The organism is Pseudomonas sp. LB-090624, from assembly GCF_003205205.1.
GTDB lineage: Bacteria > Pseudomonadota > Gammaproteobacteria > Pseudomonadales > Pseudomonadaceae > Aquipseudomonas.
Map to the genome: position 1 here is coordinate 168,186 of NZ_QJRL01000008.1, position 19,447 is coordinate 187,632.

18 protein-coding genes and 5 tRNA genes are annotated in these 19,447 nt (G+C 57.6%); 18 read left to right on the plus strand and 5 right to left on the minus strand.

The annotated features are described in order from the left end of the window. The first annotated feature begins 11 nt into the window (after positions 1-11). The 16 genes from tssC to DMX11_RS26425 all read left to right on the plus strand — a co-directional run bounded on the left by tssC (position 12) and on the right by DMX11_RS26425 (position 16,135). Positions 12-1,502: a type VI secretion system contractile sheath large subunit gene (tssC, locus tag DMX11_RS11095; RefSeq protein WP_110744575.1), complete on the plus strand. Its 1,491-nt coding sequence runs from the start codon at positions 12-14 to the stop codon at positions 1,500-1,502. Next, a complete protein-coding gene (gene tssE, locus DMX11_RS11100; protein WP_110744576.1) occupies positions 1,499-1,909 on the plus strand; it encodes a type VI secretion system baseplate subunit TssE in 411 nt (136 codons plus the stop codon). The genes tssC and tssE overlap by 4 nt, the downstream gene beginning before the upstream one ends. A 3-nt stretch (positions 1,910-1,912) precedes the next feature. Beyond that, positions 1,913-3,679, plus strand: coding sequence for a type VI secretion system baseplate subunit TssF (gene tssF, locus DMX11_RS11105; RefSeq protein WP_110744577.1), 1,767 nt, complete (start codon positions 1,913-1,915; stop codon positions 3,677-3,679). Further along, on the plus strand, positions 3,643-4,659 hold the full coding sequence (tssG, locus tag DMX11_RS11110; RefSeq protein ID WP_110744578.1) for a type VI secretion system baseplate subunit TssG: 1,017 nt from the start codon (positions 3,643-3,645) through the stop codon (positions 4,657-4,659). Before tssF ends, tssG begins: the two co-directional genes overlap by 37 nt. Beyond that, positions 4,656-5,213 (plus strand): FHA domain-containing protein, encoded by a 558-nt coding sequence (locus tag DMX11_RS11115; protein WP_110744579.1) that lies wholly within the window; start codon positions 4,656-4,658, stop codon positions 5,211-5,213. Before tssG ends, DMX11_RS11115 begins: the two co-directional genes overlap by 4 nt. After that, complete coding sequence (tssJ, locus tag DMX11_RS11120) at positions 5,210-6,004, plus strand: type VI secretion system lipoprotein TssJ (protein WP_110744580.1); 795 nt, start codon at positions 5,210-5,212, stop codon at positions 6,002-6,004. The genes DMX11_RS11115 and tssJ overlap by 4 nt, the downstream gene beginning before the upstream one ends. A gap of 46 nt (positions 6,005-6,050) precedes the next feature. Then, positions 6,051-7,388: a type VI secretion system baseplate subunit TssK gene (tssK, locus tag DMX11_RS11125; RefSeq protein ID WP_110744581.1), complete on the plus strand. Its 1,338-nt coding sequence runs from the start codon at positions 6,051-6,053 to the stop codon at positions 7,386-7,388. A 64-nt stretch (positions 7,389-7,452) separates the two neighbouring features. Next, the gene (gene icmH, locus DMX11_RS11130) at positions 7,453-8,244 is read left to right on the plus strand and encodes a type IVB secretion system protein IcmH/DotU (RefSeq protein ID WP_110744608.1); all 792 of its coding nucleotides are present in this window, start codon (positions 7,453-7,455) and stop codon (positions 8,242-8,244) included. Between the two features lie 127 nt (positions 8,245-8,371). After that, positions 8,372-8,887, plus strand: a complete 516-nt coding sequence (locus DMX11_RS11135) for an Hcp family type VI secretion system effector (protein ID WP_110744582.1) — start codon at positions 8,372-8,374, stop codon at positions 8,885-8,887. Between the two features lie 72 nt (positions 8,888-8,959). Next, positions 8,960-11,002, plus strand: a complete 2,043-nt coding sequence (locus DMX11_RS11140; RefSeq protein ID WP_110744583.1) for a type VI secretion system Vgr family protein — start codon at positions 8,960-8,962, stop codon at positions 11,000-11,002. A gap of 15 nt (positions 11,003-11,017) precedes the next feature. Beyond that, positions 11,018-12,373, plus strand: coding sequence for a DUF2169 domain-containing protein (locus DMX11_RS11145; protein ID WP_110744584.1), 1,356 nt, complete (start codon positions 11,018-11,020; stop codon positions 12,371-12,373). Position 12,374: 1 nt separating this feature from the next. Further along, positions 12,375-12,731, plus strand: a complete 357-nt coding sequence (locus tag DMX11_RS11150) for a DUF4150 domain-containing protein (RefSeq protein WP_110744585.1) — start codon at positions 12,375-12,377, stop codon at positions 12,729-12,731. A 4-nt stretch (positions 12,732-12,735) separates the two neighbouring features. Beyond that, the gene (locus tag DMX11_RS11155; RefSeq protein WP_146230354.1) at positions 12,736-14,067 is read left to right on the plus strand and encodes a polymorphic toxin type 15 domain-containing protein; all 1,332 of its coding nucleotides are present in this window, start codon (positions 12,736-12,738) and stop codon (positions 14,065-14,067) included. A 3-nt stretch (positions 14,068-14,070) separates the two neighbouring features. Then, a complete protein-coding gene (locus DMX11_RS11160; protein WP_110744587.1) occupies positions 14,071-14,733 on the plus strand; it encodes a GAD-like domain-containing protein in 663 nt (220 codons plus the stop codon). Between the two features lie 579 nt (positions 14,734-15,312). Then, a complete protein-coding gene (locus DMX11_RS11165; RefSeq protein WP_110744588.1) occupies positions 15,313-15,447 on the plus strand; it encodes a LysR family transcriptional regulator in 135 nt (44 codons plus the stop codon). 358 nt (positions 15,448-15,805) lie between these two features. After that, the gene (locus DMX11_RS26425) at positions 15,806-16,135 is read left to right on the plus strand and encodes a LysR substrate-binding domain-containing protein (protein WP_371921788.1); all 330 of its coding nucleotides are present in this window, start codon (positions 15,806-15,808) and stop codon (positions 16,133-16,135) included. Positions 16,136-16,180: 45 nt separating this feature from the next. On the opposite strand, the gene DMX11_RS11175 is transcribed toward DMX11_RS26425, so the two are convergent. From DMX11_RS11175 to DMX11_RS11195, 5 genes are all read right to left on the minus strand, one after another. Continuing rightward, positions 16,181-16,256 (minus strand) — tRNA-Gly (locus DMX11_RS11175). Positions 16,257-16,341: 85 nt separating this feature from the next. Further along, positions 16,342-16,417: transfer RNA gene (locus DMX11_RS11180), tRNA-Gly, on the minus strand. Positions 16,418-16,420: 3 nt separating this feature from the next. Further along, positions 16,421-16,496: transfer RNA gene (locus tag DMX11_RS11185), tRNA-Glu, on the minus strand. A gap of 92 nt (positions 16,497-16,588) precedes the next feature. Beyond that, a tRNA-Gly gene (locus DMX11_RS11190) sits at positions 16,589-16,664 on the minus strand. Positions 16,665-16,666: 2 nt separating this feature from the next. Beyond that, positions 16,667-16,742 (minus strand) — tRNA-Glu (locus tag DMX11_RS11195). 333 nt (positions 16,743-17,075) lie between these two features. Here DMX11_RS11195 and DMX11_RS11205 point away from each other — a divergent pair. Continuing rightward, positions 17,076-17,843 (plus strand): hypothetical protein, encoded by a 768-nt coding sequence (locus DMX11_RS11205; RefSeq protein ID WP_110744591.1) that lies wholly within the window; start codon positions 17,076-17,078, stop codon positions 17,841-17,843. 118 nt (positions 17,844-17,961) lie between these two features. Next, on the plus strand, positions 17,962-19,374 hold the full coding sequence (locus DMX11_RS11210) for a hypothetical protein (protein WP_177410734.1): 1,413 nt from the start codon (positions 17,962-17,964) through the stop codon (positions 19,372-19,374). The last annotated feature ends 73 nt before the right edge of the window (positions 19,375-19,447 follow it).

Genomic DNA, 19,447 nt, shown 5'->3' on the forward strand with positions numbered 1-19,447 from the left:
CGGAGCGTCCCATGCCAAAACCAACCCGCACTCCCCTCGCCGCTGAACTGTCCGGCGAGACATTGAGCAATGCCACGTTACTTGACCAGATCATGGCCGAAACCAAACTGGTGCCCGCACAAGAGGGCTACCAAGTCGCTCGCCAGGGTGTATCTGCTTTTATTGCGGAAATACTCAAAAGCAATGATCCAGATCAACTAATCAACAAACACCGTGTTGACCAGATGATTGCAGAGCTGGACCGGGTGCTTAGTAAACAGATGGATGCCATCCTTCATCAGCCCGAGTTCCAACAGCTTGAATCGGCGTGGCGCAGCCTCAAACTCCTGGTCGACCGTACGGACTTCCGCGAGAACATCAAGCTTGAAGTCTTGCATGTCAATAAAGAAGACCTGCTCGATGATTTTGAGAATGCTGCAGATATCACCTGCAGTGGCATGTACAAACACGTTTACACCGCGGGTTACGGTCAATTTGGTGGTGAGCCGGTGGCGGCCATGGTTGGCAACTACAACTTCGGCCCCTCTTCACCAGACATCAAGCTGTTAAGTTACATGGCCTCCGTCGGTGCAATGTCGCACGCCCCCTTCCTCGCCGCCCCGTCACCCGAGTTTTTCAATTTGAGCAGCTTCGAAGAGCTGCCAAACCTGAAAGAAATCAAGGACATCTTCGCCGGCCCACGGCATGCCAAATGGCGCGCCTTCCGTGAAAGTGAGGACGCTCGCCACACTGCGCTGACCGGTCCGCGCTTCATGCTCCGCTCGGCCTATCATCCGCAAGAAAACCCCGTCCAAAGCTATCACTACTCCGAGACCATCGACGGGAGGCACGACAACTACCTGTGGGGCAACTCTGCCTTCCTGCTGGCCAGCTGCATCAACGATAGCTTTGCCCGCTACCGTTGGTGCCCGAACATCATCGGCCCACAGTCCGGTGGCGCCGTCGAGGACCTGCCAGTGCACCTCTACGAGGCACTGGGGCAGCTGCAAGCGAAGATCCCTACCGAGGTGCTGATTTCGGACCGCAAGGAGTTCGAGCTGGCCGAAGAAGGCTTCATTGCCCTGACCATGCGCAAGGACAGCGACAACGCTGCGTTCTTCTCGGCCAATTCGGTACAGAAGCCGAAGAACTTCCCCAAGACCCCCGAAGGTCTGCAGGCCCAAACCAACTACAAGCTCGGCACCCAGCTGCCCTACCTGTTCATCGTCAACCGGCTGGCCCACTACATCAAGGTGCTGCAGCGCGAGCAGATCGGTAGCTGGAAGGAGCGCAAGGACCTTGAGTCCGAACTCAACAAGTGGATCAAGCAGTACGTCGCCGACCAGGAGAATCCGTCTGCCGATGTGCGCAGCCGTCGCCCGTTACGCGCTGCAAAGGTCGAGGTTTCCGATGTGGCCGGCGACCCGGGCTGGTACCAGGTTTCACTCGCCGTGCGCCCGCACTTCAAGTACATGGGCGCGAACTTCGAGATCTCACTGGTCGGCCGGCTTGATACCCAATGAGTGGATTTTTCGACCGTTTGATGACGGATCAGTCTGTAAGCCGCACGCCCTCTCGGCAAGAAAACGCTGCCGAGAAGTTTGCCGCCATCAAGCGCCACCTGGAAACGCTACTCAATGCGCGTCAGGGCTGCTCGCAGAGCAGCCCTGAGCTTGGCCTGCGTGACTTCAACGGGCACGACGCAAGCAGTGGCGACTTGTTGAAGCAGGTGAGCGCCGACATCCGCCGCACCATCCGGCGCTTCGAACCGCGTGTGCAGGTGCGTTCGCTCAAAGCCATGCCTGATTGCCACGCCCCGCTGGAACTGCACTTCCGGCTGGACTGCCACGTGCAGGTCAACAACCACAAGGAGCAGCTGCAACTGGAGCTGCTGGTCAACGGCCATAGCCGCCACACCCGAGTGAGGTGACCAATGTCACTCAAGGATCGATTCAGCGAAGAGTTGCGTTACCTGCATGAGCTGGGGAACGACTTCGCCAAAGACAACCCACAACTTGCCCGGCTGCTGGGCAAGGGTGGCAGCGACCCGGATGTCGAACGCCTGATGGAAGCCTTCGCGTTCCTGACGGCCAAGCTGCGCCTCAAGCTGGAGGATGACTTGCCAGAGTTGACGCACCCGATGTTGCAGCTGCTGTGGCCCAACTACCTGCGGCCCCTGCCGAGCGCCACGATCATCCAGTTCACACCACTCAAGCAAGCGCTCAGCCAATCACAACGCATTCCCAAAGGCTCACAGCTGTTCTCCAAACCCGTAGATGGCATGCCTTGTGAGTTTCGCACCTGCACGGCAGTGGATATCCATCCGTTCGAGATCGAATCGGTAAGCGCCACCCAGACGCTCGACAGTTCGGTGGCACGTATCGAGCTGCGAACATTGGTCGAGCGACCATTGAACACCCTCGGCTGCAACAGTCTGGATTTCCACCTGAGCGGTGATACCGAAACTGCCCGCACGCTGTACCTCTGGATCGCTCAATACCTCAAGCATGTGGCTGTGACGATCAATGGTGAGGTCCGCCGGCTGCCCGCCAGCAGTATCGTCTTCCCGGGTTTCAGCCCAGACGAAGGGCTGCTGCCTTACCCGCAGAACGTCTTCGACGGCTATCGGATCTTGCAGGAATACTTCGTATTTCCAAAGCGCTTCCACTTCTTCAGTGCAACCGGACTGCAGAAGGTCTGGCCCGATCAAGCCACTCAGCAGGTGGGCATTGAACTTCATTTCACCCGCCAGCTACCTGATTCGTTGCGTATCGGCATGGCGGACTTCAGCCTGTTCTGCACCCCGGCTGTAAACCTGTTCAGCCACAGTGCCGAACCTATCGACCTCTCCAACCGGCACGCCCCTTCTGACCTCACGCCCAGAGGTAAAGAGCGGCATGCGTATGAAATTTTCAGCGTTGATCGGGTGATCAGCACCCGCACGACAACTGACGGCAGTACCGGCGAACACCTACGCACTTTCCGCCCCTTCGAATCGTTCGCCCATGAGATCGAGCATGCTCAAGGGCGCACGGCGCTTTACTACCGCTATACCCTCGAAGATTCCCTGCGCGGCGATGGCGTCACGCACCGTATCGCTTTCGTACGTGCCGACGCCAACGCCTACACCGGTGAGCTGGAAACGGCGTCCATCGACCTGACCTGCACCAATCGCGATCTACCCCTGGCATTGGGCGTCGACGACATCAATGTGATTTCCGAAGTCACACCGCCGCTGACCACCTACACCAACATCTGTGCACCGACACGCCCCTATCGGCCGGTGCTCGATGGCCAGTTGCAGTGGGCGCTCATCTCCAACATGTCGCTCAACTACCTGTCGCTGCTTTCTTGCGAGCCGCTTAAAGCGGTCATTCGTGCTTATGACTTCGTGGCGCTGCACGACCTGCAGCAGACACGCACTACCCATAAGCGCCTCGAAGGCATCCGGGATATCCAGACCGAACCTCTGGATTGGCTGATCAAGGGCCAGCCCATTCGCGGGCTACGCACACGACTGAAGCTGGATCAGGCCGCATTCCTTTGCGAGGGCGACCTGTACCTGTTCGGCTGCGTGCTCGCGCACTTCTTCGCCCTGTACGCCAGCATCAATTCCTTCCATCAACTGGAAGTGATCAACACCACCAACAACGAGCGCTACACATGGCCCATCCAGACCGGCAAACAACCGCTGATCTAGCCGACAAGTTGCTCGCCGACGCCCACCAGTACAACTTCTACCAGTTGCTGGAGCGCCTGCACGGCTTGCACGGGGATGACCTGGAACCGCGTTGGCCGGACCAGGCCACTCGGCTGCGCGTGCGTCTGGCCTGTGATCCAAGGCTGACCTTTCCGGTTTCCGACGTGTACAAAGCCGAGCGCATGCCCGAGGCCGAAGACCGCTATCGCGTGTGCGCCACGTTCATGGGCCTGCATGGCACTGACTCGCCGCTGCCGTCCTACTACCTGGAGCAGGTGGCCTACGAGCATGCGCAAGGCATCGGCGTGCGCCCGACTTTTTTCGACTTCTTCAATCACTATCTGCTCAGCCTGCTGCACCGCATCTGGCGCAAGTACCGCTACTACATTCGCTTCCAGCCGGGTGCCAGCGATGGGTTCTCCCAGTACATCTTTGCCCTGCTCGGGTTGAATGACAAACAGCTTCGCGGCGACACCGCGTTGCCCTGGAGCCGGCTGCTCAGCTTCGCGGGCGTCATCGCCAGCCGCAGCCGCGCACCGGGTACCGTCGCCGGCATCATTGCCCACTGCTTCGACCTGAAGCAGGTGCAGATCCGCGAGTTCGAAACCCGCTCGGTGCCTACGACAATCCAGCAACAGGTCAGCCTTGGCCGCAACAACGGTGAGCTGGGCAGTTCCTTCATGGTCGGCAGCCGCACGCGCACGCGCAGCAGCAAATTTACCATCGTGATCAGTGAGCTTGACCAGGCACAGCTGCGCGACTTGCTGCCCAGCGGCATCAACTTCAATCGCTTGCGCGCCCTGATCGACTTCCTGTTGCGCGACGGGTTGGCCTACGACCTGGAATTGCGGCTGCAACAGAACGCGCTGTCGCCCTTCTGCCTACACCCGAGCCAAGGCGCTCACTTGGGCTGGACCAGCTTCGTCGATGACCGCCACGGCCAGATCAGTCCCGTTGTACGGTTCCGGGGGCGCTCATGAGCACATTGACCTTGAGCATCACCAACCTCGACCAGTTGCTGCACAACGTCACGGCCCGGCACGAATTCGATCGCGCAGGCGGCACCGTCGGCAGCGCAGGCGCCGCGTGGCTGATCAATGACCGTGAGCAGAGCGTGGCGCCGATCCACTGCGAGATCCGTTGGATAGAAGGCAGCTTCTGTGTGATCGACCGCTGCGGGCGCACTTACCTGAACGACAACTTGGACAGCCTGGGCACGCCAGCAGTCAGGCGCCTGCTTGAGGGTGACCAGCTTCGTGTTGGCGCTTACCGACTGTTGGCTCAGCTCTCACAAACGGATGCACGTTCGCTGGAGCAGTTGTTCAGCGCTGATTCGCGAGTACTTGACCGACTTATCCTGGATGCACCCGCAGAGCATTGGCTTAAAAAGCCCACAACGACCCCAGAAGTCGCTGAGATCTGCTCGGTATTCGATGCGGGTATGGGCAACGATCCGTTGGCAGCATTGGATGCGGCGACAGAAACCACGCAAGAGAACCCGCTGGACCGTTTGATTGCAGGAGAACGCCCATGACGCGTCATTCACTCGTGTTCGGCGTTCTGGCGACGCTGATCGGGCTCTCAGGCTGCACTGCCCTGAGCAAAATGGGCCAGGTGGCGATGGACCCCTCGATCCCCGTCGGCCCGACCAAGGATCAGCCCACCGAAGTTGCTTTCAGCATCAACGCCAGCCCCACCCTCAACAGCAATCCCAGCAGTGTGGATGCGGCGGTAGAGCAAACAAGCAGCCTGGAACCCAGCCCTTACGCGGTCAGTTTGAGCGCGGGCGACCCCTACGCCCTGATCGAAAAAGTCGGAACCCTGTTCGAGTTTCTGCAGGCGCAATTCCCGGCTATCTCCCCCGTCGAGATGCAAGAGGACGAGGCCGATTCACCCCTTCGCTCACCCTTCGAGGAAAGTACGCCCGGCCGCTACGAAGATTCGAATGTGCAGCTGACCTTGCCGCGCGCGACCACGGCCACCCCTGAGCCGGTCGCCACCCCAATGGCCATCAAGATCCTGCAACTGCGCGACGACACGCTGCTGCGCAACAGCCTCTATGACCTGTTGGACAAGGACCCCGCCAAGGCGCTGCGCAGTACCTACATCCGCGATGACGACTACCTGCTACGCCCTGGGCAGTTCAAGTTCATCCCCTTCGCCGCCCTCGAGCCCGAGACCCGGTTCGTTGCGGTGATCGCCGATTACCGCAATCAGGAAAACGCCACCTGGAGCCAGGTGCTGCGCATTCCGCCGCGCGGCCAACACATCATCCTGTCGATCTTGCTCAACGACACGCAGGTCCTGCTGAAGGAAGAAGACTGATGGTTGCCCAACCCTTCTTACTCACTCACGCTGACACGGAGCGCTCATGAGTTCACGTAATCCCGTCCTGTGGCCCGAAGGCCTGTTCGTCAAACCGCAGCATTTCCAGCAGGCTGCCCGCGCAACAGAAGCGGCCCTGCATCAACGTCTCGCCAGCCTGAACGCAGCCTTCTATGGCTTCAGCGAGCTGCAACTGAACGACGAATACCTGAGCCTGGGCAAGATCGCCATCACCCGCGCACGCGGCATCATGCCGGACGGCACGGTGTTCGACATCCCGGCAGACCTGCCACCGCCGCCGCCGCTGGAGATCGAGGACGACGGTGCGAAGGACAGCGAAGTCTACCTCTGCCTGCCACTGCGCACCGAGGGTGGCCGAGAGGTGAGCTGGCCGGACAATGCCGCCAACTTCCGCTACAGCGCACAGCCTCTGGAAATCAAGGACACCCATAGCGCCGACGGCGACCTGGCTCAGGTCGATCTGGCGGTGCCCAACCTGCAACTCAAACGCAAGGCCGACGACAGCAGCGCTTACACCCGACTGGCCATGGCACGCATCCTGGAACGCCGGCCCGATGGCAGCCTGCAACTGGATGAAGGGTTCTACCCGACCAGCGTCTCGTTACGGGCAGTGCCGGCACTCCAGCGTTACCTCGAAGAAATCACCAACACCCTGCGCGAGCGCTCACGCAACCTAGCCAGCCGGATTGGCGCCTCGGGCCAGTCCGGCATCGCCGATATTCGCGACTTCAACCTGCTGCAGGCCATGAACCGCTGGTGGCCTTGCTTCCAACACTTGGCCAGGCAGGGGCAGACCCACCCTGAACAGTTGTACCTGCACATGAGCCAGGCCTGTGGCGAGTTCGTGACCTTCACCGACGAGAGCCGGCTGCCTCCAGAATTTCCTGCCTATCAGCACACTGCATTGCGCACGTCGTTCAAACCGCTGCAGGACACCTTACGCCGCGCCCTGGGTACGGTCCTGCAACCGCGGGCTGTATCGCTGCCGCTGGACGCACTGGATTACGGCGTAATGACGACAACGCTCGAAGACCGCCGCTTGATCGATGACGCCGACTTCATCCTCGCCGTGCGTGCCGATCTGCCACCGCCGACGTTACGCCAGCTGTTCATGCAGAAAGCCAAGGTCACCTCCCTGGAGACCTTGAATGACCTGGTGCATAAGCAGCTACCCGGTATTGCGCTACAGCCTCTGCCGGTAGCGCCTCGCGACCTCCCCTTCCATGCGGGCTTCAGCTATTTCGAGCTCGACCGCCGCGACCCGGCCTGGGCCTGCATGAAGACGGCCAACGGTTTCGGGATTCATATCGCGGGCGAGTTCCCTGGGCTTGAGCTGCAGTTCTGGGCGATCAGGAGTGAGTGAGATGCAAGAGAACAACCTCGCCAACAATGAAACCGCCTCTGCTCAAACCGCGCAGTTTCAATCGATGCTTCAGAAGTCTTTACCCGATGACACCACAGCATCCGAGGCAACTGCTCCAGAGCGAGAACCCACCTATCAGGGGTACCCAGCTGATCCGGACTTTCAGTTGCGGGGCGGCTACGACAATCTGATGTTGGATGCGGCTGCACCGCTGTTTGGCCTCGTCATACGCCTACGCACGCTCGATACGCTGCCCAACATCGAGGAAGTGCACCGGCAGGTGCGCAACCAGATTGAAAACATCCAGCAAGAGATGCGCCAGCATGGCTACGAGACCACGCAACTTCTGGCGTATTCCTACGGCCTGTGCCTGTTCATCGATGAGGCCGTGATGGAGCGGCCCTGGGGTCAGGCCAGCCTCTGGAGCCAGGAGCCCCTGCTCAGCATTTTCCACAGCGAAACGTTCGGTGGTGAAAAGATCTTCACCGTGATTTCGCGCCTGATGCAAGAGCCCCAGCAGTACAAGGACGTGCTGGAGTTCATGTACTTCATCCTGTGCCTGGGCCTGAAGGGCAAGTACGCCCTGGCGCCAAAGGGCGAAGAAACGCTGAACACCCTCATTCACCAACTCCACGGAATCATCCGTGATCTACGGGGACCCACGCCGACAACGGTCTGCGACCCCTACACCAACGTCGCCCCGCGCAACTTCCGTATGAACCGGCAGTGGCCCTGGTGGAGCCCGTTGGTGATTTCTGCCATTGCGATGGCCACAGCCTACGGCATCTACAGCTACCGCCTGCACCTGATCACCAATGAGGTGCTGCAGTCGCTCAACGGCATCTTGCAGCAGTAAACAGGCGGCACACCCGAATTCAATGAATTGATGGGGCATTTGCCTCGTTGAAAAAGCCCATCGATTTCGATGGCCACGCTGCCTTTTGTGCGCGTGCTTATCCACATGGACGCAGGAGAAAACTGCCATGCCAACACCCGCTTACATCAAGATCGAAGGCCAGACCCAAGGCAACATCACCGCAGGCGCCTTCACCTCCGATTCGGTCGGCAACGTGTTTGTTGAGGGCCACGAAGACGAGATTCTGGTGCAGGAGATCAAGCACCAAGTGACCGTACCTACCGACCCGCAGAGCGGCCAGCCTGCAGGCCAACGAGTCCACAAACCATTCATCTTCACCAGCGCGCTGAACAAGGCGACACCGCTGATGTATCAGGCGCTGTCCAGCGGCGAAATGCTGCCGACCGTTGAAGTCAACTGGTATCGCACTTCCGTGGAGGGCAAGCAAGAGCACTTCTTCACCACCAAGCTGGAGGACGCCACCATCGTCGATATCAACACGGTGCTGCCGCATGCGCAGAACCAGAAGAATGCGAACTACACCCAGCTGATCGAGGTGGCGATGTCCTACCGCAAGATATCCTGGACCCACGTAGTGGCAGGCACTGAAGGCTCCGACGACTGGCGTAAACCCATCGCCTAACCCGGCTGAACATCCCTGGCAGGCATGCCCTGCCAGGGGTGTTTGAACTCTCAGACGGCGGAAGGACTTTTCATGCCCAGCCAATCTGATTTGCGGTACACCTTCGAGCCACTCGTTGGCAATGCCGAATTTGAAGTGGTGTCGTTCGAACTCAAGGAAGCGATCAGCACACCCTTCACCCTCGAACTGGAATTGATCAGTTTCGAGCCCGACATCAACTTCGGTGAGTTGCTGGATAAGCCCATCGTCTTCACGATCTGGGATGGCAAAGGACCGGTGCGCTACGTGCACGGCCTGGTCAGCCGGTTCAGCCAGGGCGAAAGCGGCTTCTACCGTACCTACTACCACGCCTTGGTAGAGCCCATCCTGGCGCGCGCCGGGCTGCGTTCGAACTGGCGCATCTTTCAGCAAAAGACCGTCCCGCAGATTCTTGAGCTGATGCTCAAGCGTCAGGGCATCGATCAATACGAGCTTCGCGCGAGCATGGACCACCCGGTGCGCGAGTTCTGCGTGCAAGCGGGCGAGACCGACCTCAACTTCATCGCCCGCCTGGCGGCTGAAGAGGGCTTCGTCTATCGCTTCGAGCACAGTGAAAAACTGCACAAGTTGATCATCACGGATCAGCTGCTATCCCTTGGGCTGATCAGCCACGGCGCGCTCAAGACTGACAACGATGACGAAGGTTTCTTTGAAGGTGAAGACGTTATCGACCCCGGCACCGTGCTGTACCAGTCCAACAGTGGCGGCGATCAGGCCAGACCCTGCCTGCGGCGCCTGCGCTACAGCGAGCAGGTACGAACCTCACGGCAGGTCCAGCGCGACTACACCTTCACCCATCCGGCGTATCGCCAGGAACACCGTGCTGCCGGCCCTTTCCTGGAACACCAATCCACCGACTACGAGCGCTTCGACTATCCCGGTCGCTACAAACGCGATGCCGTGGGCAAGCCGTTCACTGAGAACCGGATTACCGCCCTGCGCCACGATGTGCGAATTGTCGATGTTCAGGGCGATGACGTCAGGCTGCAGCCTGGCCTGAGCTTCACACTCACAGGCCACCCACGCGACGACCTGAATGCTCACTGGCGCGTGAACGAAGTCGTTCACAAGGGCAGCCAGTTCACCAGCCTTCAGGAAGAAGCAGCCGGCGTCGATCAAAGCACACGCTATGAGCAAACCGCTCAACTTGTTCCCGGCAGAACCGAGTGGCGCCCCGCTCCGCTGGACAAGCCCCGAGTCGATGGGCCGCACATGGCCACCGTGGTCGGCCCAGCGGGCGAGGAGATTTACTGCGACGAATGGGGCCGGGTCAAGGTCAGCTTCCCCTGGGACCGGGAGAGCAACAACAACGAGTTCAGCTCCTGCTGGGTACGCGTATCACAGGGCTGGGCTGGTGGTAGCTGGGGCTCGATGGCCATCCCGCGTATCGGCCAGGACGTGATCATCCAATACGTCAATGGCGATCCCGACCAACCAATGATCACCGGGCGTACCTATTGCGGTAACCAGTTGCCGCCCTACGACCTGCCCGACCACAAGACCCGCATGACCATCAAGAGCCAGACCCACAAGGGCGATGGCTTCAACGAGCTGCGTTTCGAGGATGAGCTGGGTCGGCAGGAGGTTTTTATCCATGCGGAGAAGGACCAGAACAACGTCGTAAAGCACAACGAAACCACCTTCGTCGGCAATGACCGCAGCGAGCGGGTGGACCATAACGAAAGCATCTCCATCGGCGACCACCGCACCGAAGACGTTGGCAAGAACGAAACTATCAGCATCGGCGCCAACCGCAGCGTGACCATCGGTGCCAACAAGACTGAAACCATCGCGCTGGCCAAGGCGTTGACCATTGGCGCGGGCTACCAAGTCAGTGTCGGTGCGGCAATGAACACGACAGTTGGTCTTAGCCAAAGCGAACAGGTGGGCATCCACAAGTCCGTAATCGTTGGCAACCGCTTCAACATCACGACAGGCGACGAACTCAGCATCACGGTTGGCAAAGCGTCGTTAGTCATGAAGTCCGACGGGACCGTGCTGATCAATGGCAGCAACTTTGACTTCAGTGCCACAGGGCCTGTGCAAATCAACGGCAAGGATGTCGATATCAACTGAAGGGGTAACGCCCATATGGAATTTCGCAACCTGACGCCTTTTGACGTCATGTGCTTCAGTGCGCTCGCGCCTGACGGTCAGGAACATCCTGTCATAGCCATGAAGGTCGGTTATCGACTCGAACCGCTTGAGGGCTGTCCTGGCAAACTCCGAGCCATCGTCATTGATGACGAACCCGTGCCGCTTTGCATGGCCGATACTTACTATGCAGAGATCGGCAGCAGTTCTGTATTCGAAGAGAGCGACTTGGCGCCATTCAAACCGCGCTGCGATGTCATTATCGTCGGCCATTCGCATGCACCGGCAGGACAACCTGCAACTTCGTGGGAAGCCGGTGTCCGTGTTACATCGACCCGTCCCAAACAAGTAATCCCTGATCCGCCCTCCCCGAAGCGCGCGCCCAATGTTTATCTGACCGCCGATGAATTGCAGGCACACCAAGCAAAAGTACTAGAAGTTCGGCGTCGCAACAGAGAACAGCTCACACCAATCGTGTTACTGGACAAGACCCTGCGTTTCAACGGTCCACGAAAGTTTCATCACAACTTCTTCGGCTGGCACCTCACCGACCCAGAGCCTGTCACACATGTTCCTCTGTGTTGGGAGTATGCTTTTGGTGGCGCCAGCCAGTTCGCCAATCCCGAATATGGGCATAACCCCGATGCCCCTGAGTTCCTGCTCAACGAAGTATGCTTCAGTAATCCGCTGGGCTGTGGCTGGCTGGAGCATCGCCATGAAAAGCTGCACTACGAGCAGACCGGCGAAAAGCTCGCCAGCCTGTCGGCGCCCCAGATCGAGCATTTGGACGCCCCCATCGAGCGCCTGCTGCGCTCGCGACATCCAGCTGGTCCGCTAAATGCCGCTGCTATGGCTGAGGTGGCGTCCTCCTATGGCTGCAGGCCGGCCGGCTTCGGCATCGTTGGCCGCGCTTGGGCACCGCGCTTGCCACATGCTGGCACGTATGACGAAAGCTGGGAGGACAACCACTGGCCGGGATTGCCACAGGACTTCGATTTCAGCTACTGGAATGGAGCCCCGGTTGACCAGCAAGTTGCTTTTCCTACACCAGATGCACGCGTTGCCCTGTTCAACCTGATTGATCCATCCCTGAGCCAGGATGGGCACTGTGAAGTCCAGCTTCCAGGCCACCGCCCCTTCGTACTCATGCGCATGACGAACGGCATGATGTTGCCGTTGCCGATGCTCACCGACACTTTGCGCATCGACACCGACGCCATGACTCTGTCGATGACGCACCGCATCAGTCTGTCCAACTCACTTGATATTCGCGTGCTCGAAGCGCGTTTCGAAACCAATCCCGACGCTCCCATCATCCGACGTACTCCGCACCGTAGTAGGGAGCACGTCTGATATGGCCGATAACGTAATGGCTCGACAACAGACGAAATGGACGGTCATCAGCATCGCGCCAGACGTTTGCAAAACACCGATGGGCAGCAGCGTTCCACCCGTGCCTTATCCGGTCACGGCAGAGCTGGATACCAGCACCGGCGTGGCGAAAAGCGTGCGCGCAAATGGCCATCCAGTAGTCGTCTACAAGCGCAGTTTCACACCCAAGACCATCGGGGACGCCGCCGGCCAAGCCAAAGGTGTCAAGAGCGGTACTGTCGAAGGCAAATGCCACCCGTTGGAACACAGCAGCTCCGTGCGTGCCGAGGGGTGTCACTTGGTTCGCCATGGAGACCTGTTCTGGATGAATGGGAGTTGATGCCATGAGTGAGCAGCCCATTCAACTGGACACGCTGCATGTCCACGTACAGGAAGTATCGCTACGTAAGCTGCCAAACGGCCCAGACAGGATGTTTGTGCAGACTGATGGCACCGGCAAGGTGCTGGTGGACTTTGCCGATGGGGCCAACGAGTGGGGCAAAGCCCTAGAACTGAACGAGGAACAATACGAAGCGTTGCGTCAAGAGGCGTTCCGCAGGGAACTGGCTGACTTGAAGGACATACCGACCTACACTCAACTCTATGCTTCATCAAAAAACAGCGGCTCGACTACCACGCCGAATGGCAACACATTGGGTAGAGTAAGCGGTGAAACGAGCGCCAGCGGCGATGCTGCGGAGTACTCCAACCCTGAGATAGAAAGCGAAACACCGGCAGAAGGCATTACAGGCGATGAAATACTGGATGGGCTTCAGCTAGGGTTAGATATCGTAGGTCTGATTCCAGTCGTTGGCGAAATAGGTGATGTCGCTAATGCGGGGATCAGCCTCGCACGTGGTGACTATGCGGGAGCAGCCCTGTCTCTGCTATCGGCAGTTCCTTTTGCTGGGTACCTAGGAACAGCAGGCAAAATAGGTAGACATGGCGCCAAGGCAGTGGCAGAGGCATCCGTCAAGACATCCAAGGAGGTTGTTGAGCGAACGGCAAAAGAAGCAGCGCAGAAGCGAGCTAAGGAAGCAGCCGCACGCAGACAACCGTCAGGCGGAAAGGTACGACCGAAGAAGCTGCAAAAGAAAAAACCAGAGTGCTTCGACCCTCGACAGTCTGACGCCTACAAAAAAATGAGCGAGACAGAAAAAAAAGGGTATGCCAAAGAGTATGCTCGCCAGCTCAAGCGGCAGGAGGATGCAATCAACAACATGTCGGCCAAAGAATTCTCTGGAGCAAGGAGAATGTTCGACGAAACCAAGCGGAAAACCGGAGATTCCGGACGAAATCCTCTGGCAGACAAAGCGCAGCGTGATTACCGGCGTGACAGGCGTAAAGAAATAGAGAAAAGCATATACGAAAGCAAAAGAAACAAGGGCGTAGTCCCTAAAGTTGCGAAAGCCGAGGCCAAAGCAGCGAGCGGCGCAATCATGGAAAAGCTAGCAGCGCTCCACGAGCCTGATATGATCGCAGGAGGCTGGGCCAAACCCGACCCCACAGGATTAGGAGACAAACGTGTAAACAGCGCTATTGGTGGAAGCTGGGGACATAAGGAAAGAATTGAGACCCTCGAACGCGCAGCAGAAAGAGCCATTGAGCGGGGCGATGGTGAAGGCATGATGAATGTAGAACTAACCATTTGCCCTCCAGATAAAAAGAGGAAATAATTAATGCGTGATTTAGATTTTGCTGAATTCATAGAGTGCTTTGGAGAAGCGACTCAGCGAACCTGCGTACCAGAAGCCAGCCTTGACAAATGGAAGAGCATACTTCCACCTGCATTAATCCAATACTGGAAAGATGAAGGATGGGCAGGATATGCAAATGGACTTTTTTGGACCGTCAACCCCGATGATTACGAGCACATTAAAAATGCCTGGCTCAAGGATACACCGATAGAATCCATCGATAAATTTCATGTCATTGCTAGAAGCGCGTTTGGAAACCTTTACTTATGCGGCGAAAAAACCGGACACAGCGCCTCAATCATCTGCAACCACAATGAAATACTCGCATTAAAAAATCGACTGAAAGCTAAAGAGCTAGCAGCTCAAAACATAACGATCCAATCGCTATTCGGCACTAGCGAACCAGAAGACTATGATAATACAGACTCAAACGGCAAGCCATTATTCGAGCGTGCAATCAAGAAATACGGCCCGCTCGCTCCAGATGAGATTTATGGCTTCGAACCTGCTTTGGTGGCCGGAGGAAAACCCACTCTGCAAAATCTTAGTAGATTAAAGCTCGATCCTCACCTGCTAATCCTACGTAATTTCGACGCGCCGAGACTACCCTTCGCCAATACAGACCTGGACAAGCTGATTAAATAGCCCCCTTTACTCAGCAAATATATTTATGTGAAAACCATCCGAAATCACTCAGTGGCATCATAAGATTTCAGACCGTGCAAATGACAGCAGCGTCAGCACAGGGGATCACCACCTGTGCTGAATCAAACCTACATGTAGCCACCGAAACAGATCTGCCCCATCACCGATCGCCAAGACTTATTAAGTTCAGCTTATATAAAGCGCGACAGCGGAAAGAGAGCTGAAGGAGTCGATTTCGATGGACTGACTCACTCGGCCATCGAAGGAGAACTCCACTATTCCTGTAGTAGAATTGGTCCATGCGACTCTCCGGCAGTGAAAGTACCGTCGCATTCTTATTTTATTCCTGTGTGGGGCTACCAATCCTGGCCAGAACTCGCCACCTGCCACGTTGAGAAGCCTCATACAGTGATGCCATGCTCTGTGCCGCAGGCATCCGTCCGCCTGCACTGATCGCAGCCGGAGCAACATGTTCGTAGTCAAGCCGTCTTTCAATGCCCCTCTTAGCAACTGCTCTCACAAAGCTCCTCCACGCGGTTGCCATCTTCTCCGATGGCAACCCCTTACTGGAGGTGAGCGATGAATTTGCGCCACTTAAAGTGCTTCCTCGCCGTCGCCGAAGAACGCCACTTCACTCGTGCGGCCGATCGCCTGCATATCGAACAATCACCGCTCTCCCGTACGATCCGTGACCTGGACATGATCTGGGGGTGACCCTTTTCGAGCGCGGTGCCGGTATCAGGACGAATCTGACGCCCGCAGGCCAAGCGCTCGCAGAATCCGCCCCACGGATCTTCAGTCTGGTCGATCAGGCTCGCAGTTCCAGTTTGGCTGCCGCTGCCGGTTCACTCGCGACACTGCGCGTTGCCCTCTCCGACGGCATCCTCCCCAAGCGTCTGGCGGCGCTGCTGGCCTGCAGCCGCGAGGAAGAGCTAAACATCAAACTACAGTTATTCGAGGTGCCGCTGACCGAACAGCTCAAAGGCCTGCAGCAGAACCTGTTCGATGTCGGCGTTGCCTGTGCCCCCGGCGAACCCACGGTCTGTCCAGCGAAACGCTGTGGCAGCCCGAACTGGTCGTCGCCCTCCCACCTCGCCATCCGCTGTTGGTCCACAAACGTGTGCCCCTGGCCGAACTGGCTGCGTGCCCACTGGTTCTGTTCCATCCAGAGCTGCAGAGCGGACTGCATCAACAGATTTCATCACTGCTGAGCGGCGCGGGCTCATCGCTTGTTGTCGCGGCCCAGGCCGCTAGCCAGGAGATGCTGATTTCCCTGGTGGCCGCGGGATATACCGTGGGACTGAGCTGTACGGCCCAATTGAAGACGTACAACATCGAAGACAGGATGCCCATGGATCGGAGTGGTTTTGGCTGGAACGAAAAAAGACGCCGAAGCGTCTGATTTCAATGACTTACAGATTTCCGTGAATCTCTGTAGATCGATATGTGGAGCGGGAAACGAGACTCGAACTCGCGACCCCGACCTTGGCAAGGTCGTGCTCTACCAACTGAGCTATTCCCGCAATTTGAAGCGTTACCACTATCGGCGTGAAGCGCCTTTACAGCCTTCACCACCACTGCACCGCATAGACGCCACAGTATTTAAACTGGAGCGGGAAACGAGACTCGAACTCGCGACCCCGACCTTGGCAAGGTCGTGCTCTACCAACTGAGCTATTCCCGCATTTGGCGTCCCCTAGGGGACTCGAACCCCTGTTACCGCCGTGAAAGGGCGGTGTCCTAGGCCACTAGACGAAGGGGACACACAACACTTTTCAGTGCACCAGAACATGAACCTCACGATTCAGCCTGGATTTTCTTTTCCTGCCCCGCCGTTAAGCAGTGCCGGAGAAACTGGAGCGGGAAACGAGACTCGAACTCGCGACCCCGACCTTGGCAAGGTCGTGCTCTACCAACTGAGCTATTCCCGCATTGGCGTCCCCTAGGGGACTCGAACCCCTGTTACCGCCGTGAAAGGGCGGTGTCCTAGGCCACTAGACGAAGGGGACACGCTGCTGGCATTACTGCCTGCTTTCACTCCCTGCTGCGTTTCGCTATGTGCTTTACGCTGCAAGTGGCGCGCATTCTATGGATGGTTCGGGGAGGCGTCAACCCCTTTGTAGAAATTTATTTAAATCAATGACTTCCGGGTACACCCAGCACCGTTTCAGCAAGCCTGAACGGGTTTGGCGTTGATTTTCTGGCGTCAAGTCAGCATTAATGTGCCAGCATCCAGGCATGGCACAGTTTGCCGATAGAAAAAGAGAATGGCTGTCAGGGCCTCTCGCGAGCAAGCTCGCTCCTACACTCAATCATGCAAACCTTTTCATGAGGCATTAACGGTGACACCACTTCTGATCACCCTGCTCATCGTGGCGGGCATCGCGTTGCTGATCGTGATCGGCTACCTCAACAATGTGGTCGAGAATGGCAAGCTGGACCGCGCTCGGACAAAGATCGAGCTGGCCGACCGCCTGCGCCGCTGTGGCGAGATCACCGAGACGTTCCCCGGCCAGTTCATGACCCCGGCTCTCAAACTGCTACTGGCCCGCCTGGAGCTGAACCTCAACCAGCGCCTGCTGGCGGTGGACAAGCGCAATGCCGAACTCAAGGCGCGCCTCGCCGAACTGGAAGGGTTGATTGCCCTGGGCGAGAAGATCCCGGTCAACAACCCACCCAACCCGATCCACACCGAGGTCAAGGCCAAGGACATACGCTTCTTGCTGGAGGCGCTGCACAATCAGGTGACCCGCGCAGCCCAAGAGGGCTTCTTGCCCGCCGTCGAAGCCAAGCACTGGGTCAAGGAAATCCGCCATATCCTGGTGTTGCTGCACATCGAGTTCTTCAACAACCTTGGTCAGCAGGCCCTGCAAAAAGGCCAGCCCGGCCAGGCGCGCCTGGCCTTCGAGCGCGGCGTGCAGTATTTGCGCAAGCAGCCGGAGCCAAAAGTGTATGAAGAGCAGCTGACGTATCTTGAGAAGCTACTGGCCCGGGCCAATGGCCAGGTGCTGGACCGCATGGCCCCCGCAGAGGACGAGCACAACGAATTGACCGATGGGCTGAAGACCGATGAGGAGGAGACCTGGAAAAAGAAAGTCATCTACGACTGAGGCTTTGTCTGCAAGGGCGATGCCGGGTGGGCCGCTTGCCTCCTGTCAGTTCTGCCAGTTGTGAACGAACGCAAAGGGGGCTACGGTGCATGGCAGCTAACCCAACCGCAGGTGCCCCATGGAAGCCCCTAAAACTGGCACCGCTTATGAAATGCATGGATGGCGAGCCCACCTTGTTTGCGACACAGTGGAATTGAACGAAGAGCTATCCAGGGTCCATGGCACTCATCCAGACGACCTCCCGGAAGACTGCGATACGCTGGAATTTGAGATCCCAACGTCATTGGGCTTTGTATCGCACTTGGTCAGTTGCAGACTGGGCCGACCACTGCTGAGTTTTTCGACCTCACCCGGAAAAGACACAATCTGTATTCGCCGGCGATTTCTGAACTACCAACACATCACCCTACGCCGGAAGCCGGGAAGCACATCAGCCGCTATAGAGGCGATCACTGTTTCGTATGAAAGTAGTCATTTGAACTTGTTTCGTGAATTTGATGCTGGCGCATGCAAAGGACTGTACGAGCCAGGTAAAAGGGTGAGGCTTGAAATTGAGCAAGGACGATCGAGCTTCTCTATCGGCTACCCGTGGCGCGCGCAGCGGGAACGCAGTTACGACTTCGACGTGCGCTACCTGACGCTACCGCCCAGCGAGCAACATGTCACGCTGCATGTCGTGGATGCGCTACCCGCCAGTGAGTGGCTAATGCGTCCCTTGCGCTTCTACCCGCGGGCCTCGGAGAACTCAGCACACTCTATTTTCTATATCGCCTGGCGTGAAGACAACGATGGTATCTTCGCCCCGCTCACGATGACCTCCGCGAGTGATCCTGCTGTAAGCAAGCAACCCTACGCAACCAACACCTCGTACATGAATACCTATGTCGGCCTGGATACAGTCCCTGACGCAGGTTATAGGCTTAGCGACTTCTACAGCTTGAGCCTATTGATCCACCCACGCACTTTGCATGGCTGCACAGGGGCGAAAGAACTCGACAATGTTATGTGTGGCCTGTTCGAGAAAACCCCACCTTCCATAGTGGCCGTTGAGGCGGGCACGCCCCCGGCTTCTGGTGTGGGGCCGCTCGTCAAGATGGTGAGTGCAAGCGAGTTATATAATAAAACTTCAATCCCAGGTACTGAAGCCAGCAACCAGGAACCTGTATGGATAGATATTGTACCCACAGGCCATCTCACCTTTCCTCTGTACAGTACTTATGTGGTGCTCAATAGAGCGCCAACACATGAGTTCAAGTTAAGCAAAAGCGGCGACAAGCTAAAACTGGTTATGACTCACCTCGACGCCAATGGGCTCGAGCGTGAAGTCGATCCGCTTGCCACTGAATGGAGCCTCTTGGCAGGCGGTGGGCAGATTGATGCCGACGGGGTCTTCACGCCAAGCTCATCGAACAGGTTCGCGGTGATACTCGCCATCGAACCCAACCCAGAGCACCATTTCTGGGCGGTGGTGATCGTGCCCGTTCCATTGATGTCGGTGGATGATTTCCTGAAGCTCACCAGAAGGAGTTGAACCGCTGCAAGCGGTATGACTCACCCACATGGTTACAAATCAGTTCACGCACATAGGTAACAGTCTTTTACTG

Excerpts from the sequence above, each read along its gene's own strand:
- tssC (WP_110744575.1), top strand. The coding sequence starts at position 12 with ATGCCAAAACCAACCCGCACTCCCCTCGCCGCTGAACTGTCCGGCGAG.
- tssE (WP_110744576.1), top strand. The coding sequence starts at position 1,499 with ATGAGTGGATTTTTCGACCGTTTGATGACGGATCAGTCTGTAAGCCGC.
- tssF (WP_110744577.1), top strand. The coding sequence starts at position 1,913 with ATGTCACTCAAGGATCGATTCAGCGAAGAGTTGCGTTACCTGCATGAG.
- tssG (WP_110744578.1), top strand. The coding sequence starts at position 3,643 with ATGGCCCATCCAGACCGGCAAACAACCGCTGATCTAGCCGACAAGTTG.
- DMX11_RS11115 (WP_110744579.1), top strand. The coding sequence starts at position 4,656 with ATGAGCACATTGACCTTGAGCATCACCAACCTCGACCAGTTGCTGCAC.
- tssJ (WP_110744580.1), top strand. The coding sequence starts at position 5,210 with ATGACGCGTCATTCACTCGTGTTCGGCGTTCTGGCGACGCTGATCGGG.
- tssK (WP_110744581.1), top strand. The coding sequence starts at position 6,051 with ATGAGTTCACGTAATCCCGTCCTGTGGCCCGAAGGCCTGTTCGTCAAA.
- icmH (WP_110744608.1), top strand. The coding sequence starts at position 7,453 with ATGCTTCAGAAGTCTTTACCCGATGACACCACAGCATCCGAGGCAACT.
- DMX11_RS11135 (WP_110744582.1), top strand. The coding sequence starts at position 8,372 with ATGCCAACACCCGCTTACATCAAGATCGAAGGCCAGACCCAAGGCAAC.
- DMX11_RS11140 (WP_110744583.1), top strand. The coding sequence starts at position 8,960 with ATGCCCAGCCAATCTGATTTGCGGTACACCTTCGAGCCACTCGTTGGC.
- DMX11_RS11145 (WP_110744584.1), top strand. The coding sequence starts at position 11,018 with ATGGAATTTCGCAACCTGACGCCTTTTGACGTCATGTGCTTCAGTGCG.
- DMX11_RS11150 (WP_110744585.1), top strand. The coding sequence starts at position 12,375 with ATGGCCGATAACGTAATGGCTCGACAACAGACGAAATGGACGGTCATC.
- DMX11_RS11155 (WP_146230354.1), top strand. The coding sequence starts at position 12,736 with ATGAGTGAGCAGCCCATTCAACTGGACACGCTGCATGTCCACGTACAG.
- DMX11_RS11160 (WP_110744587.1), top strand. The coding sequence starts at position 14,071 with ATGCGTGATTTAGATTTTGCTGAATTCATAGAGTGCTTTGGAGAAGCG.
- DMX11_RS11165 (WP_110744588.1), top strand. The coding sequence starts at position 15,313 with ATGAATTTGCGCCACTTAAAGTGCTTCCTCGCCGTCGCCGAAGAACGC.
- DMX11_RS11210 (WP_177410734.1), top strand. The coding sequence starts at position 17,962 with ATGGAAGCCCCTAAAACTGGCACCGCTTATGAAATGCATGGATGGCGA.